The organism is Vibrio ordalii ATCC 33509 (genome assembly GCA_000257205.1).
In the GTDB taxonomy this organism is placed as follows: Bacteria; Pseudomonadota; Gammaproteobacteria; order Enterobacterales; family Vibrionaceae; genus Vibrio; species Vibrio ordalii.
In genome coordinates, this window is record AEZC01000200.1 from 1 (window position 1) to 15,385 (window position 15,385).

The 15,385-nt window shown below is 43.3% G+C and carries 13 protein-coding genes and 1 pseudogene; 11 read left to right on the forward strand and 3 right to left on the reverse strand.

The annotated features are described in order from the left end of the window. Positions 1-22: 22 nt before the first annotated feature. The 8 genes and pseudogenes from VOR_RS0113315 (at position 23) to VOR_RS0113350 (ending at position 9,277) form a co-directional block, all read left to right on the forward strand. Complete coding sequence (locus VOR_RS0113315; RefSeq protein WP_081480761.1) at positions 23-901, forward strand: HDOD domain-containing protein; 879 nt, start codon at positions 23-25, stop codon at positions 899-901. Positions 902-924: 23 nt separating this feature from the next. Continuing rightward, positions 925-1,834, forward strand: a pseudogene (locus VOR_RS17950) (LysO family transporter). A gap of 86 nt (positions 1,835-1,920) precedes the next feature. Continuing rightward, positions 1,921-2,433 carry a hypothetical protein gene (locus tag VOR_RS0113325; RefSeq protein WP_010320192.1) on the forward strand — a complete coding sequence of 171 codons (513 nt, stop codon included), beginning with the start codon at positions 1,921-1,923 and terminating at the stop codon, positions 2,431-2,433. A gap of 100 nt (positions 2,434-2,533) precedes the next feature. Further along, the gene (gene panP, locus VOR_RS0113330) at positions 2,534-4,177 is read left to right on the forward strand and encodes a pyridoxal-dependent aspartate 1-decarboxylase PanP (RefSeq protein ID WP_010320193.1); all 1,644 of its coding nucleotides are present in this window, start codon (positions 2,534-2,536) and stop codon (positions 4,175-4,177) included. A gap of 312 nt (positions 4,178-4,489) precedes the next feature. Next, complete coding sequence (locus VOR_RS0113335) at positions 4,490-5,344, forward strand: MurR/RpiR family transcriptional regulator (protein WP_010320194.1); 855 nt, start codon at positions 4,490-4,492, stop codon at positions 5,342-5,344. A gap of 395 nt (positions 5,345-5,739) precedes the next feature. Continuing rightward, positions 5,740-6,006, forward strand: a complete 267-nt coding sequence (locus tag VOR_RS0113340) for a GrxA family glutaredoxin (RefSeq protein ID WP_010320195.1) — start codon at positions 5,740-5,742, stop codon at positions 6,004-6,006. A gap of 183 nt (positions 6,007-6,189) precedes the next feature. Beyond that, entirely contained in the window at positions 6,190-7,872 is a 1,683-nt protein-coding gene (locus tag VOR_RS0113345; RefSeq protein WP_010320196.1) for an aspartate:alanine antiporter, read from the forward strand. Positions 7,873-8,173: 301 nt separating this feature from the next. Continuing rightward, positions 8,174-9,277, forward strand: a complete 1,104-nt coding sequence (locus VOR_RS0113350) for a phosphoribosylaminoimidazolesuccinocarboxamide synthase (protein ID WP_010320197.1) — start codon at positions 8,174-8,176, stop codon at positions 9,275-9,277. Positions 9,278-9,327: 50 nt separating this feature from the next. Here VOR_RS0113350 and VOR_RS0113355 read toward each other — a convergent pair whose 3' ends face one another. Then, positions 9,328-9,705 carry a hypothetical protein gene (locus VOR_RS0113355; RefSeq protein ID WP_029627191.1) on the reverse strand — a complete coding sequence of 126 codons (378 nt, stop codon included), beginning with the start codon at positions 9,703-9,705 and terminating at the stop codon, positions 9,328-9,330. Positions 9,706-10,164: 459 nt separating this feature from the next. Between VOR_RS0113355 and VOR_RS0113360 the strand changes: the two genes are divergently transcribed. From VOR_RS0113360 to VOR_RS0113370, 3 genes are all read left to right on the forward strand, one after another. After that, positions 10,165-11,853: an NAD-dependent malic enzyme gene (locus VOR_RS0113360; RefSeq protein WP_010320199.1), complete on the forward strand. Its 1,689-nt coding sequence runs from the start codon at positions 10,165-10,167 to the stop codon at positions 11,851-11,853. 62 nt (positions 11,854-11,915) lie between these two features. Continuing rightward, positions 11,916-12,239: a DUF3392 domain-containing protein gene (locus VOR_RS0113365; protein ID WP_029627192.1), complete on the forward strand. Its 324-nt coding sequence runs from the start codon at positions 11,916-11,918 to the stop codon at positions 12,237-12,239. Further along, on the forward strand, positions 12,212-12,961 hold the full coding sequence (locus VOR_RS0113370) for a SanA/YdcF family protein (protein WP_029627194.1): 750 nt from the start codon (positions 12,212-12,214) through the stop codon (positions 12,959-12,961). Before VOR_RS0113365 ends, VOR_RS0113370 begins: the two co-directional genes overlap by 28 nt. Before the next feature lie 95 nt (positions 12,962-13,056). On the opposite strand, the gene VOR_RS0113375 is transcribed toward VOR_RS0113370, so the two are convergent. After that, complete coding sequence (locus VOR_RS0113375) at positions 13,057-14,295, reverse strand: cysteine desulfurase-like protein (RefSeq protein ID WP_081480760.1); 1,239 nt, start codon at positions 14,293-14,295, stop codon at positions 13,057-13,059. Continuing rightward, a complete protein-coding gene (locus tag VOR_RS0113380; protein WP_029627195.1) occupies positions 14,270-14,926 on the reverse strand; it encodes a 2OG-Fe dioxygenase family protein in 657 nt (218 codons plus the stop codon). Before VOR_RS0113380 ends, VOR_RS0113375 begins: the two co-directional genes overlap by 26 nt. Positions 14,927-15,385 lie beyond the last annotated feature (459 nt).

Here is a 15,385-nt window from a genome sequence, read left to right on the forward strand (position 1 = left end):
CTGGCTTCCAGATCATCACCAAATGCTCATCCAAGGGTTAGAAAGCGAATTTTCTCAATTGGTTGAACACTCACTCAGCACAGGTAAAATTTCACTTCCTCCTATTCCTGATGTTGTTCTAAAAATACAGCGCTTATGCACATTAGAATCTACTGAAATTTCAGATGTCGCCGATTGTCTACTTGAAGATCCCGGACTGACTGCAATTGTAGTACGCGTAGCAAACTCTGTTGTCTTTAATCGTCGAAATATTACCTGTACGGATTTAGTCACGGCGGTATCACGCTTAGGCATACTACGAGTACGCGACATTGTAACAGCCCAAGCGATTGAGCAGTTAAAACACTCCGTAAACTTAAGCAAAGAATGCAATAAAATATTGGTTAATAGCGCCGCCATATCGCGAGAGCTTGGCGCAACCATGGTGATGGTTACTCACGCATTTAAACAACTTGAACCAAACCGATATCAACATTTAGAGCAGGAAAAAGCCTTACTTGTCGGTCTACTTGCGGATATCGGCTTGTTTTGTCTGGTACACGAATATCATTTATATCTTGAGAAAGGCAACTATCTCGATCAAAACATCGCCCTACAGATTTTTCAGTCGCGATGTTCAAAAACCAGTCAGCTTGTGTTAAGAAGTTGGGGGTTCGACTCAGATTTCCTTGAAGTAGCAGGAAATGAATCTTTAGTCGCATCTTCTCACGAAGTCAGTTACCTTGATGTGGCACGTATTGCTCACCATCTTTTACTGTTTCGTCGTCAAGATGAAGAGATTGAAGAGCATGACGTCGAAATTAATGCGACCGGAGCTGAGGTGCTATACAACTTAAGTAACCTTAGTGAGCTTGAATTCAAATCAAAACTCAATGATGTGATCAACGCAAGCGGCTTCTAAACCCAAAATAATCAGAGGATGAGATGTTCTCAGGGATGTTATTTATTTTTGCCCCACTAACTAATAGTGGGGTATCTATTTTCTATTGCCAATCAACAGTGGCTAGCCGCATTAAATAAAGCCACGTCTTGGTTAGTTTACCTCATTCTGTTTCTGATGGGTTTAAGCTTGGCAGCCCTCGATAACTTGGGCAGTAACCTACAGTTGATACTCAAATTTACCACCGTATTTTTCTTGATGATCGGTGCTTGCAACTTGTTGGTCTTGCCCTTTATTGACCAATTTCTACCCATAAAAACCGATGCGAACCATTCAAAACTTCCCCTATCTAGCATGGCGTTAGAATCCGTAAAGCTGATTGTGGTTGTCGGTGGAGGATTGGCGCTTGGGGTTGTATTAGGATTCGATTTAAGTTGGGTCAGCACCGCCAGTGAATGGATCTTGTTCGTATTGCTTTTCTTTATTGGTATTCAGTTGAGAAATAGTGGTTTAACTCTACGACAAATTTTGCTCAATAAATACGGAATGGTCATCGCATTAGTCATTATATTGACCTCTTGGATTGGGGGGATCATTGCGGCCATGATTCTTGATATACCAATTTATCGAGGACTAGCCATGGCTTCCGGTTTTGGATGGTATTCACTTGCCGGGATTTTAATGGGTGATGCTTTCGGCCCAGTCTATGGTGGTGCCTCTTTCATGATAGAGCTACTGAGAGAACTGGTTGCTTTAGTGATGATCCCCATGCTAATCCGAACCAAACCTTGCTCTGCCATCGGCTATGCTGGCGCAACCGCGATGGATTTTACCTTGCCCGTGATCCAAACAACTGGCGGGGTTCGTTGCGTACCGATCGCGATTGTCAGTGGGTTTATTCTCAGCCTACTGGTGCCTATTCTTATGCTGTTCTTTGTATCACTTGCAGGCTAGATCTCAGGAATCACTTTAGCCTTCATTTAAACTAAAAAAAGGGAATAGAAAACTCCCACACAATAACAAAGCCCAAAGGAAGATTTATGAAACGTGTTATCGTTGCCCTACTGCTCTCAACTTCAGCGAATGTTGCTCTCGCTGCTGATAACCAATGCTTATCCGAAAAATATGACGCTTATATCGACGCGTCACTCCATTGGTATAGTGATCTCGCCGACTTAACGACCGCGCAATATCCTGAACTGACCGAAGTCAGCCAATGGTTTCTGCAAGGACGCCAGCACCACTTTGACTTAAACCGTGCAGCAGTCCACTATTACCTCAGCAATGATCCTTCCAAAGTCGCTACCTCGCAACCTGTAGAAGCTTGGCTAAAGCTAGAACAACACGAGATCAAGGTATTGGCCTCACGCAGTGATGAACTCGGTCACATTGCTAAAATTACCTATGAAGATCGCCAAGCGAAGCCTAACGAAAAAAACTATGAATTACGTTCAGCCTTAGCCGAATTGCTCAGTCATCCGAAGCAGATCGAAGCTGCGTTGAATAAATATAACGATGCCATCGCCTTGATCGAAAAGAAAGTCTGTAACTAGTCGCCGCCTCTACTCTAGCCGAATTAAGACGGGACAACTGTCCCGTTTTCGTTTAGATTGTGCCGCCCGCATTCCATAAAAATCAAAATAACGAAGCTATATGGTATCAGAACAAAAAACTGCAAATGTGAGTTTCGAGAGCTTGTTACGGATCTTCACTGTGCCCGAAGGCCCAGATTCAACACTGACAAAAATAGACCAAGAGCTATCACGCAATTTGAACCTCTTCTTGCGTGAACATATTGTCGCTGAAGAAAAACCACTCAAAGAGATCGAAAAAGATTTCTCTAATCCGCAAATTCCAGAGTCACCGGCGTTCGTTTCAGAACATACTCAACATTTGTTGGATAATTTAGTCGCTCATTCGGTACATACCTCGGCTCCCAGCTTTATTGGTCATATGACATCTGCACTGCCATATTTCTTGATGCCGTTATCAAAGATCATGATTGCGCTGAATCAAAACTTAGTCAAAATTGAAACGTCGAAAGCGTTTACACCGCTAGAGCGACAGGTTTTGGGTATGTTGCATCGTTTGATCTATCAAGAAAACGACGCCTTTTACAGCCAATGGATGCACAGTGCCAATCATTCGCTTGGTGCATTCTGCTCTGGCGGAACGATTGCCAATATCACGGCATTGTGGGTGGCTCGCAATAATGCTTTGAAAGCCGATGGTGATTTCCAAGGCGTCGAAAAAGAGGGGCTTTTTAAAGCCATGCGTCATTATGGTTACCATGGTTTAGCGATTTTAGTGTCTGATCGCGGCCATTATTCCTTAAAGAAAGCCGCTGATGTATTGGGTATCGGCCAAGAAGGCTTAGTTTGTGTAAAAACCGACCACAACAACCGCTTATGCCCGCAAGATTTGAAAGCTAAAATGGCACACCTAAAAAGCCAGAAAATTAAACCTTTTGCAGTTGTTGGCGTCGCCGGAACCACAGAAACAGGCAACATTGATCCCTTAAGAGATATCGCCAATATTTGCCAGCAAGAAGGTTGTCATTTTCACGTAGACGCCGCTTGGGGCGGTGCCACGTTAATGTCGAACAATTACCGCTACTTACTCAATGGTATTGAGTTGGCTGACTCCGTAACGATTGATGCACATAAGCAGCTCTACGTGCCGATGGGGGCAGGCATGGTACTATTCAAAAAACCTGATGCAATGCATTCAATTGAGCATCATGCGCAATACATTTTACGCAAGGGGTCAAAAGATCTCGGCAGTCATACATTGGAAGGTTCTCGTTCAGGTATGGCTATGTTGGTGTATGCTAGCATGCACATTATTAGTCGCCCAGGCTACGAATTATTGATTGACCAGAGTATTGCTAAAGCTCGCTATTTCGCTGACTTGATTAAAGCACAAGACGATTTTGAGCTAGTTTCTGAACCCGAACTATGCCTTTTAACCTACCGTTATATTCCAGCATTAGTTCGCCAAGCTCTACAGCAAGCCTTACCAAACCAAAAGGCAAAATTGAACGAGTTGCTGAACGAAATAACCCAGTTTGTGCAGAAAAAACAAAGGGAAACGGGGCATTCATTTGTCTCTCGAACCCGTTTAAACCCAGAACGCTGGGACAAGCTTGATACCATCGTATTTCGCGTGGTATTGGCCAACCCGCTAACGACACATGCTATCTTGCACTCGATATTAGATGAGCAGCGACATATTGCCACTTTAGCCCCTAATTTGATGGCTAAAATTGTGCAGCTTGCACAAAGAATTACCAGCTAGAATCCCTGTAAATTACAGCAAATTGAAAATTTATTTCTTTTTGCTGTAACTAATACATCATTTATGAGCCGTAAATTTTCATTAATCATCGATTTAAATCTAAATTCTGTAGTTTTGATGAAATTTTGTTTGAGGTTTGTCATGTTCTCATCAATTGATAACTTGAATTGTTACGGAAATCCACATCCTAGGTTTATACTCATTGCATGGCGTTGGTTTAACGTACCTTTTTGGAAATGTATTATTTCCAATCCCCCTAAAAGGGCAATAGGGTAAAACCAACGAGTTGTTCTCTTCGCCCGCGTGAACACTATGAATACATTAGAAAAAATTCAAAAAAATCTGGAAAACTTTAGCAAGTCGGAACGTAAAGTTGCCGAAGTGATTATGGCTTCGCCACAAACCGCGATTCACTCAAGTATTGCGACACTCGCCAAAATGGCCGATGTCAGTGAACCAACGGTAAACCGCTTTTGTCGACGACTCGACACCAAAGGCTTTCCCGACTTTAAACTTCATTTAGCGCAAAGCCTTGCTAACGGAACTCCGTATGTAAACCGCAATGTTGAAGAAGATGATGGCCCAGACGCCTATACCCATAAGATTTTCGAATCGACTATGGCGTGTCTGGATGTAGCTAAAAATAGCTTGGATCCAATGCAAATTAACCGTGCAGTTGACTTACTCACACAAGCAAAACGGATCTCTTTCTTCGGTTTAGGAGCCTCTTCTGCTGTGGCAAAAGATGCCCAAAACAAATTTATTCGCTTTAACATTCCGATCACTTGCTTTGAAGATATCGTGATGCAACGCATGAGTTGCATCAACTGTACCGATAATGACGTAATTGTCTTGATTTCGCATACAGGTCGTACGAAAAGCCAAGTGGAAATCGCCAATCTTGCGCGCGAAAATGGTGCGACTGTCATTGCGATTACAGCAAAAGATTCACCGCTGGATAAAGCAAGCTCGTTGTCGATCTCTCTTGACGTGCCTGAAGATACTGATGTCTATATGCCCATGGCAAGCCGTGTGGTGCAAATGACGGTAATTGATGTACTGGCTACTGGTTTCACCCTGCGTCGTGGCTCTGGTTTTCGTGAAAATCTTAAACGCGTCAAGGATGTACTAAAAGACTCGCGCTACGATAAGCTGTCACAGTTCTAAGATAATCGCGATCCTAAAATAATCGTTAAAACGGAGCTCAATTGCTCCGTTTTTTATCTAGCCCTGCTTATGTCTTTAGAACGCAACTGGTTTCAACGCCAGCTATAATGCTATCACTCTCTTTTCTTTCATCTCGATTGCCTCCTAGAATCAACCATCTTAAAAAAATTTGATGCCGTTCAACATGAAGAGAATAACCACGTAAAATACAAAATTATTCGGCATGTAATATGACGTACCATATTCGATATCTTTCTTGATGTTTTTAAAGATAAGCTTACGTTGATTATGAAATAAACAATAGCTTTTACCTATTGAAGCAACTGGTGATTGCCACTTTATTTCCGACCTCGGATCGGGCATAGTTGCACGCAACAAGAATTAAGGAGAAAGTTATGTTCGTTGTTATTTTTGGCCGCCCGGGTTGCCCTTACTGTGTTCGCGCAAAAGAACACGCTGAAACATTGAAATTGAAACGCGACGATTTTAACTACCGTTATGTTGATATTCACGCTGAAGGTATCAGTAAAGCTGATCTAGAAAAGACAGTGGGTAAGCCAGTTGAGACTGTTCCACAAATCTTTATCGATCAAGAACACATCGGTGGCTGCACTGATTTTGAAGCTTATGCGAAAGAGCATTTAGGCTTATTCGACGAATAATGCCAAGAAATATAAAAACCCGCTAATAATCAGCGGGTTTTTGCCCTGTACAGTTAGATAGTCCTTTCTCAAATTAAGTCAGTGAAATGTCAATTGTCACAAATTTCACTTATCTTTTTGCAATATTAAGATACAATTCCCACACTTTACCTACCCCACTTGGCACACATAACGAGTTGAGCCGTGAATATCGACGTCGTACTTTTGCTTGATCAGAACCCTATTCTTCTTATTTTTGTTGTCTTAGCGATTGGCCTTGGTTTTGGCAAAATTCGTTTTGGCAGCTTACAACTAGGTAACTCTATTGGGGTGTTAATTACATCACTCATCATGGGGCACCTTGGTTTTTCCTTCAATGCTGAAGCCTTGACCATAGGTTTCATGCTATTCATCTATTGTGTCGGCATTGAAGCTGGCCCTAACTTTTTTGGCATATTTTTCCGTGATGGAAAACATTATCTCATCTTAAGTTTAGTGGTGCTTATTACCGCCACTTGGATTACCTATTTTGGCAGTTATTATCTCGGCCTCGATTTTGGCTTAGCCGCTGGCATGATGGCAGGTGCATTAACCTCCACCCCCGTGTTAGTTGGTGCGCAAGATGCGTTAAACTCAGGTTTAGCGACGCTTCCAATGAATATGGATTTATCCCTTATTTTGGATAACGTTTCGGTCGGTTATGCGATGGCTTATTTAATTGGTCTTATCAGCATGATCATGTTTGCTAAATTGCTGCCTAAGTTGCAAAAACAAAACCTCTCAGATTCTGCTCAGCAGATTGCTCAAGAACGTGGGCTTGGGGGGAGTGGTCAGCGCAAAGTCTATTTACCTATCATCCGTGCCTATCGGGTCAGCCAAGAGCTGATCAACTGGATTGATGGACGTAATTTACGTGAGCTTGGTATTTATCGCCAGACTGGTTGCTATATTGAGCGTATCCGACGTAATGGTATTCTTGCCCATCCTGACGGTGATGCCATCTTGCAAGAAGGGGACGAAATTGCATTGGTCGGCTTCCCTGACAGTCATGCAAGGCTAGACCCTAGCTTTCGAAATGGTAAAGAGGTGTTTGATCGCAACCTACTGGATTTACGCATCTCTGAAGAGGAAATCGTCGTAAAAAGTGACAGTATTGCCGGTAAACGCCTATCGGATCTCAATTTATCCGAATATGGTTGTTTCCTGAACCGAGTGATACGCGCACAAATTGAAATGCCAATGGACTTAGACATTGTGCTTGCCAAAGGCGATGTATTGCAAGTCAGTGGTGAAAAAAGCCGTGTTCAAGGCTTGGCCGATAAGATAGGTTTCATCTCTATCCATAGTCAAATGGCGGATTTGCTCGCCTTTTGTAGCTTCTTTATCCTCGGTATTTTGTTTGGTTTAATCACCATGACCTTTGGGCAAGTCTCCTTCGGTTTAGGTAACGCAGTTGGGTTACTACTTTCTGGCATCATGCTCGGGTTTTTACGAGCTAACCACCCCACTTTCGGCTATGTACCGCAAGGGGCATTAAATATGGTGAAAGACCTAGGTTTGATGTTCTTTATGGTAGGCATTGGCTTAAGTGCTGGCGGGAAAATGTTCCAGCACCTCTCAGAAGTGGGCGTACAAGTGATCGGCCTTGCATTTTTAGTCAGCGTGGTGCCAGTCGTCTTTGCCTATTTGGTCGGTGCGTACATTTTGAAAATGAACCGCGCGCTTCTATTTGGTGCGATTATCGGGGCACGAACTTGCGCACCAGCGATGGATATCGTTAACGACTACGCAAAATCGACCATTCCCGCATTGGGTTATGCTGGCACCTACGCTATCGCCAATATACTGATGACACTGACAGGAACTATTTTAATTTTACTCAGCTAAACCTAATAATCCTCAGTGCTACTCGCCAAAGTCACATGTGTGGCTTTTGGCGAGCCATCGCCCCTCTATTTACTTCGCTTTTATCTCAATGTTTGCCGCTTTATCGGCTCAGAACTGCATCTTTTCTCCTGAATTCAACTCACCACTGCTTAATTTTCCAAACGAAAGGCAATCGTTTGCTTTTTATCTGGCAGCAGAAAATAGTTCTGGTATGATGCGCACAGTTTATCGATATCTTTACTAGCGTTGAGCTGAGCGATATCTTCTCTGTATGACGTTTGAAAAAAATAGGAATGTCTAAATGAGCCTTGCTGATCAAATCCTTGCCGTCAATGACGACCTCCCAATTCGCACTCACCAACCAGTTCATAGCGGCAAAGTTCGCTCTGTTTATTGGCTAACTCCCGAAGATAGCCAACGTTTGATCAAAGAAAAAGGCTACAACGTTGCTCCTGATGCACCTTTAGCCATTATGGTAATCAGTGACCGCATTTCCGCTTTTGATTGTATCTGGCATGCCGAAGGTGGCATCAAAGGTGTACCGGGTAAGGGCGCGGCATTAAACGCGATTTCAAACCACTGGTTTAAGCTATTTCAAGAGAACGGGTTAGCCGATAGCCATATTTTAGATATTCCCCATCCTTTTGTATGGATTGTGCAAAAAGCCAAGCCAATCAAAATTGAAGCGATTTGTCGCCAGTATATTACTGGTTCAATGTGGCGTGCTTACGAAAAAGGTGAACGAGATTTTTGTGGTATTCAATTACCAGAAAGCTTGCAGAAAGATAAAAAACTGCCAGAGCTGCTCATTACCCCATCAACCAAAGGCATCTTAAAAGGCATTCCCGGTGTTCCAGAAGCCGATGATGTCAATATCTCACGTCATAATATTGAAGAGAATTTTGCCGCTTTTAACTTCAGTCGTGTCGAAGATATTGCCTTGTACGAACAGCTATTAAAAGAAGGCTTCAACGTCATTAGCCAAGCACTCCGTCAAGTAGAGCAAATCTTCGTCGATACCAAGTTTGAATTTGGTTATGTCACCGATGCTAACGGCGTTGAGAAGCTCATTTATATGGATGAAGTGGGTACGCCGGACTCGTCTCGCATCTGGGAGAGCGCTTCCTATCAGCAAGGACGTATTGTGGAAAATTCGAAAGAGGGTTTTCGTCAATTCTTGCTCAACTACTTCCCAGACCCTGATATTTTACTCAACAAAGAACGGATGGCTGAGCGAGAAGCGCTTGCTCGTGAAAATGCACTGCCTTTGGCTGCATTAATGGATATTTCCAACACCTATCTTGCGATTGCAGAGAAAATTGTTGGCCAACCGATAGCATTAAGCCAAAACCCAAAGCAAGAGATCATTACTATCCTGCGTTCTCAATATAGCTTGATTGACTAGCACTCAACAATAACGGGGCATTAAATATGCCCCGTTATCTGCTTATCCCCTTACAGGGTGATAATAAATTCGTCTGGTTTTGTATTTTTTATCAAGGCTTGGCTCTTATTCTGAATCACTTTGATTTGCTCAGAATCCAACGCATACGGCATCACTAACTTTATCTCTTCAATTCCTTCTAATTTCGCCAATCTTACCAGTGAAATTAAATTCGCCTCATCACTACAACGGGTTGATAACGACTTCAACGCCATTTCCCACAAGCGATCTTCGGGGGTTGATAATTCTTTAATGCTGTCTTTCCAAACCGTACCAAAAATCGGTGCAAATGACGTCATAGCTTCGAGAAATGTCCATTTTTTATTGCATGACGCACCGAGGAATGTGGTGTAGTCAAATAAGGCTCGAGTCCTTTCAGGTGTATTCATTTTGTCCCCCGACAAATTGCCAGCACACTATACCCAATATCATCCATGAAGGTTTATATAGCAATAGGATATAAAAAAATGGTCTTTTATACCTTAAAATCGAATGGATTAGCTATATCAAAACCAAATCCTTAACAAAGCATAAACAGACTTGCCGACATATGTGTCTGATTGATTAATATTTCAAACCGTGAACAAAACTTCGCTTCATCGACTAAAGTTATGATCGACTAAAGCTATCATCGCTCAGCACCGTGTTTGGAAATACTCTTCTGAAAGAGGTCTCAATAGACAAAAATGCACAGATTGAAACCCTTCATAGGTAACTCAGAGAATTGTTCCGCTTTTATCGGTATTCTTCAGAATTCTGTGCCGTGTGTCGCCGCTCCTCTATTTACAATCTCATGAGTAAACCGTTATCATTTTTGAGTTTCCCCTCTACCCTAAAATAGGCCGACAATGAATAATGATAAACGCCCTCTTTATATTCCCTATGCGGGACCCGCTCTACTCAGCACGCCTTTGCTCAATAAAGGCAGTGCATTTTGTGCTGAAGAGCGTAGCTCTTTCAATTTAGAAGGTCTGCTTCCAGAAACAACGGAAACGATTCAAGAACAGGTTGTTCGTGCATACCAACAATATTGCAGCTTTGAAAATGATATGGATAAGCACATTTATCTGCGCAATATTCAAGATACTAATGAGACCCTATTCTACCGTTTAGTGCAAAACCACATTACCGAAATGATGCCGATCATCTACACACCAACAGTCGGTGCGGCATGTGAAAATTTTTCAAATATTTATCGTCGCGGGCGTGGTTTATTTATCTCCTTTCCAAATCGCGACCACATCGATGATTTACTTAATAATGCAGCGAACCATAACGTAAAAGTTATCGTAGTGACCGATGGTGAACGCATTCTCGGCTTGGGCGACCAAGGAATTGGTGGCATGGGTATTCCTATCGGCAAACTGGCACTTTATACCGCATGTGGTGGTATTAGCCCTGCTTATACTTTACCGGTCGTGCTCGATGTTGGAACCAATAACCCACAGCGCTTGGCTGACCCGATGTACATGGGCTGGCGTCACCCTCGCATTACTGGGGCTGAATACGAGGCGTTTGTGGAAGAGTTCATTCAAGCGGTGCAACGTCGCTGGCCTGATGCATTGATCCAATTTGAAGATTTTGCACAAAAGAACGCAATGCCACTATTAGAGCGTTATAAAAACCGTATTTGTTGTTTTAACGATGACATTCAAGGCACTGCGGCGGTGACTGTAGGTTCGCTATTGGCCGCATGCAAAGCCGCGGGCAGTCAACTCTCCGAGCAGCGTATCGCATTTCTTGGTGCGGGCTCTGCGGGCTGTGGCATTGCCGAAGCAATCATCGCGCAAATGGTCTCAGAAGGCATTTCCGATGTACAAGCACGTTCTCAGGTCTATATGGTTGACCGCTGGGGTCTGCTGCAAGAAGGCATGCCTAACCTACTTGATTTCCAACAGCGCCTCGTACAAAAAAACAAAGACACGCATGATTGGAACACAGAAGGCAATGGTTTTTCATTACTGGAAGTAATGAAAAATGGCAAACCAACGGTGTTGGTCGGTGTTTCTGGTGCTCCAGGATTATTCAGTGAAGAGATTATCACTGAGATGCACAAACACTGCCCACGCCCGATTATTTTCCCGCTGTCGAACCCAACCAGCCGTGTTGAAGCAACGCCTGATGACATTCTCCGTTGGACTAACGGTGAAGCACTCGTCGCCACAGGCAGCCCGTTCGCTCCCGTGTTGCATAACGGTAAAACCTACCCAATTGCACAATGTAACAATAGCTATATTTTCCCAGGTATCGGCTTAGGCGTACTGGCGGTTAATGCGCGCCGAGTCACTGATGAGATGCTGATGGAATCAAGCCGTGCACTCGCCAACTGTTCACCTCTGGCGCTTAATGGGCATGGTGCGTTACTTCCACCACTGGAAGCCATTCACTCCGTTTCCAAGAAAATTGCGTTTGCGGTAGCGAAAAAAGCGATTGAGCAAGGCGTTGCACTGGAAATCCCGGATGATGTGTTAGAAACCGCTATTGAGCAGCATTTTTGGCAGCCAGTATACCGTCGCTATAAACGCACTGCTTTCTAAACTCCTACTCTGCTGCCCCCTAAGCTTCGGCTGATGTTTAGGGGCTTTTTCTGTGAGTTAATATGATGAACTTTTTAGCGCCCGCAGGGCATTACTTATCACCGTATTTAACGGAGATATCAACCGCCTTGATCGCTTGTTTGCTCGTGATGCTCGGTGGAGAGATTAACGCCGCGATGCGCAAGCTAATGCGCAACCAACACTTTGTCATTCGCACATTTACGTTTATATTGATTAACGCTTTCGGCTACGGTTTGGTGATCATCAAAGCGAGCCCTTACCTTGCTCGGACACTTTCGCAGTTAGAATCAGGCATGATGTTTAGCATTATTATGCTCTGCTTTATTGCTATCGGGATCTGGGCACAAAGGAACCGTCAAATTTAGTGTTAAAATTTTCATCCTCAAATCACTCTCGCCCTGTTTGGAAAAAGCGGGTTTACACGCTGCTTCGCTACGTGTCTGTACTGTTGTTCATTTCAAGCCTTTTTGTGCTTGGCATTGATCGCTGGGTCAGTTGGCAGGCCGAAAAACAAATCGTCACCGAGCAAAACCAAGTCGGTCAATTCCAAGTCGCTGTTGTACTTGGAACCAGTAAGTACTTGGGTAAGACGCTCAATGACTATTATGCCCATCGAATTGAAGCCGCGATCGCTTTGTATGAACAAGGCAAGGTAAAAGGGTTTTTACTCAGTGGTGATAATGCTCACCGTTCGTACAATGAACCGTGGACGATGAAGCGCGATTTACTACGCGCAGGGATCCCGAGTGAACACATTTACTTAGATTATGCAGGATTTCGTACTTTAGACTCCATTGTTCGCGCAAAACGTATCTTCGAAACCGATAATTTTTTGATTATTTCTCAACAATTTCATTGTGAGCGTGCACTCTTTATTGCCAACTATCACAACATGAATACTCAGTGTTTAGCGGTTGCAGGGCCAACGACTCATTCTGGTTTTAAAGTGAGGCTGCGTGAGGTCTTTGCTCGTACGAAAGCATTTTTAGATCTCTATATCACGAATACTCAACCTAAATTTTTAGGTCCTAAAGAGCCCATTGTGATCGAAGAGTTACCCTTAGAGCCAATCGAAGATGAAAGCTAAAAGAGGTACTGACGCTCATCATTAAGTGATCTCAGTAGCGAAACTAGACTGCGTCCCAGAAACCTTTCCTGCGACAGATTTCCGGGCCACTTTGGTTACGCTAACGTGGATAAGACATCAAACAAAGCGTCAATTTCACTGCGCGTGTTGTAGTGCATAAAACCGATACGGACAACTCCACCGCTGTTTTCAAGATCTAACTGACGCACTAAACCCAGCGCATAGAAATGCCCATTCCACACACAAATATTATGCTCGCCCAATGTTTTGGCCACAAACTCTGGGTGGTGATTAGATAAACGAATGGCAAAGGTCGGTGTACGTAGCTCACTGTTAGCCTTGGTCAGGCCATAGAGCTTAGCCGAACTCAATCCTTTAAGTTTATACAGAAAATACTCACTCAATTGGCGTTCATGCTGGTTGTATTGAATGAAACTATCGATCAAACGCTCTCTTAACGAGCCACTCGCGTCTCCCCATTGCGCCAAATATTCCACTGCAGCAATCACGCCTGCCAAACCTTCAAAACTCTGCGTACCCGTTTCAAAACGCCCCGGACCAATATTGGTTGCAGGTTCAACTTTGTAGGGTTTAAGTGCATGTAACCACTGCGAAGCGATATAAATGATACCAACGTGTGGACCAAAAAACTTATATGCCGAACAGGTTAAAAAATCACAGCCTAATTCTTGTACATCAATCAAATGGTGCGGAGCATAGTGAACGGCATCCACATACACCATCGCGCCGACTTGATGCGCTGCATCCACAATGCGTTTAACATCGACAATAGATCCTGTGGTATTCGAGGCATAAGTGACCGCGACCAGCTTTGTTTTAGGATTGAGCAATGACAGTAAGTGTTCAATATCCAAAGTACAATATTGTTGGTTCACCTGTACCTGGTGCACTGTAACGTGCTTATCCTGCGCCGCTTGCTGCCAACTCGATACATTGGAATAATGGTCAAGCGCGGTAACAATCACTTCATCGCCCGCTTGCCAATCTCGGCTAATGGCTCGACTTAGCTGAAAGGTCAACGAGGTCATATTCGCGCCAAACACAATATTCCCTGATGACTCAGCGTTCAGGAGCGCTTGTACAGACTCACGAGCCTGCAGTATTAGATCGGTGGTGATTTGGCTTGAAAAGTAGTGTCCGCCCAAATTAGAGTTAAAATGGCCCAGATATTCACTCATTTTTTCTATTACCGACTTAGGCACTTGCGAGCCACCAGGGCCATCTAAGAAACTCACTGGCTTACCATGATATATTTGCGACAAAGCACTAAACTGCGTACGCACTTTTTCAGGAGTGAAGATCATTTCGGTCATCCTTAGCGGTTAACACAAAAACATCCATATGACCTTCTTCTCCATGATCAACCGATCGGATAGGACAAGCGTTATGCCATAATTTGCTGTCTGCGAGCATCGCTATTTCACCATTTTCCAACACCTTTCGGAAAAAGGGAGCTTCATGGCAATCTTGATACAGCATGATTTCGCCGCCTACGATGTTGTGGCGATTCACCCCCACCAACGCAATGTGATCAAAGCCATCTTGATGGACACCTTCTGGAGCGACTTGCGTCTCATCAAACACAGCAGCAATTCGGATCCGATGGATTTCAATCTCTTGACCATTGGGCAGCCCATTCGTACTCACAAACACCTCGCACACTTCTCTCATCCCTTCACTTTGTAACGTAGAGGATAAAATAGGATCGAAATGACGCTTAATGTTGCCTTGAAAATGATTGATTTGATCGGTTTGCATAAAGTCATGCTTGTCCAACGCCTCGACTTTCCCTTTGCTAAATTGAACCACAGAGTAGCGCCGTAAACGATACTGACCATCCGCATGATCCGTATGTGGTAATTGCGCAAAGGAGGGAGCAAGTTGTTGAATCGCTTTTTGACTTAATTGCGTAATCTGTAAAGTGTTTTCGTGTACAGCTAACATCACCAGCTCCTTAATTAAATTATTGGACACATTAAATTAACAATTAATTTACACCAAGGATACGCACTAATATTGCACATTCAAGTAAAAATGAATGTTATATCTGTATGTGACTAGCAATATAAAATTTAATACTTAAATAATCACAAAAATAAGAATTAAAATCCAATAACAAGCATGACACATAGCGATTTTTAGACAAGCTCACTACTTCAAGGTTAATAATCTTTTAAAAACAATGAATACCAACATTAGGATGATGTAGAAATGGTATGTAGACCATGGGCGGGTTTAAAGGAAATATCAGTAACTAATTTATCAGCTCGATTCGACTCAATTTAGCAAGTATTAATCCATGAGTCGTATGGCGGCTCATTAATTCGAAATTGGCACCATTTAAGTAGCAAGTCACACCAAAAATTAGACTAAAGTTAATACTAGTTCATAAAACTAATTGGT

What these genes read in the sequence shown, in the direction of transcription:
- VOR_RS0113340 (WP_010320195.1), top strand. Translation starts at nt 5,740, where the DNA reads ATGTTCGTTGTTATTTTTGGCCGCCCGGGTTGCCCTTACTGTGTTCGC.
- VOR_RS0113355 (WP_029627191.1), bottom strand. Translation starts at nt 9,705, where the DNA reads ATGAATACACCTGAAAGGACTCGAGCCTTATTTGACTACACCACATTC.
- VOR_RS0113380 (WP_029627195.1), bottom strand. Translation starts at nt 14,926, where the DNA reads ATGTTAGCTGTACACGAAAACACTTTACAGATTACGCAATTAAGTCAA.
- panP (WP_010320193.1), top strand. Translation starts at nt 2,534, where the DNA reads ATGGTATCAGAACAAAAAACTGCAAATGTGAGTTTCGAGAGCTTGTTA.
- VOR_RS0113335 (WP_010320194.1), top strand. Translation starts at nt 4,490, where the DNA reads ATGAATACATTAGAAAAAATTCAAAAAAATCTGGAAAACTTTAGCAAG.
- VOR_RS0113325 (WP_010320192.1), top strand. Translation starts at nt 1,921, where the DNA reads ATGAAACGTGTTATCGTTGCCCTACTGCTCTCAACTTCAGCGAATGTT.
- VOR_RS0113350 (WP_010320197.1), top strand. Translation starts at nt 8,174, where the DNA reads ATGAGCCTTGCTGATCAAATCCTTGCCGTCAATGACGACCTCCCAATT.
- VOR_RS0113365 (WP_029627192.1), top strand. Translation starts at nt 11,916, where the DNA reads ATGATGAACTTTTTAGCGCCCGCAGGGCATTACTTATCACCGTATTTA.
- VOR_RS0113375 (WP_081480760.1), bottom strand. Translation starts at nt 14,295, where the DNA reads ATGACCGAAATGATCTTCACTCCTGAAAAAGTGCGTACGCAGTTTAGT.
- VOR_RS0113315 (WP_081480761.1), top strand. Translation starts at nt 23, where the DNA reads ATGCTCATCCAAGGGTTAGAAAGCGAATTTTCTCAATTGGTTGAACAC.
- VOR_RS0113360 (WP_010320199.1), top strand. Translation starts at nt 10,165, where the DNA reads ATGAATAATGATAAACGCCCTCTTTATATTCCCTATGCGGGACCCGCT.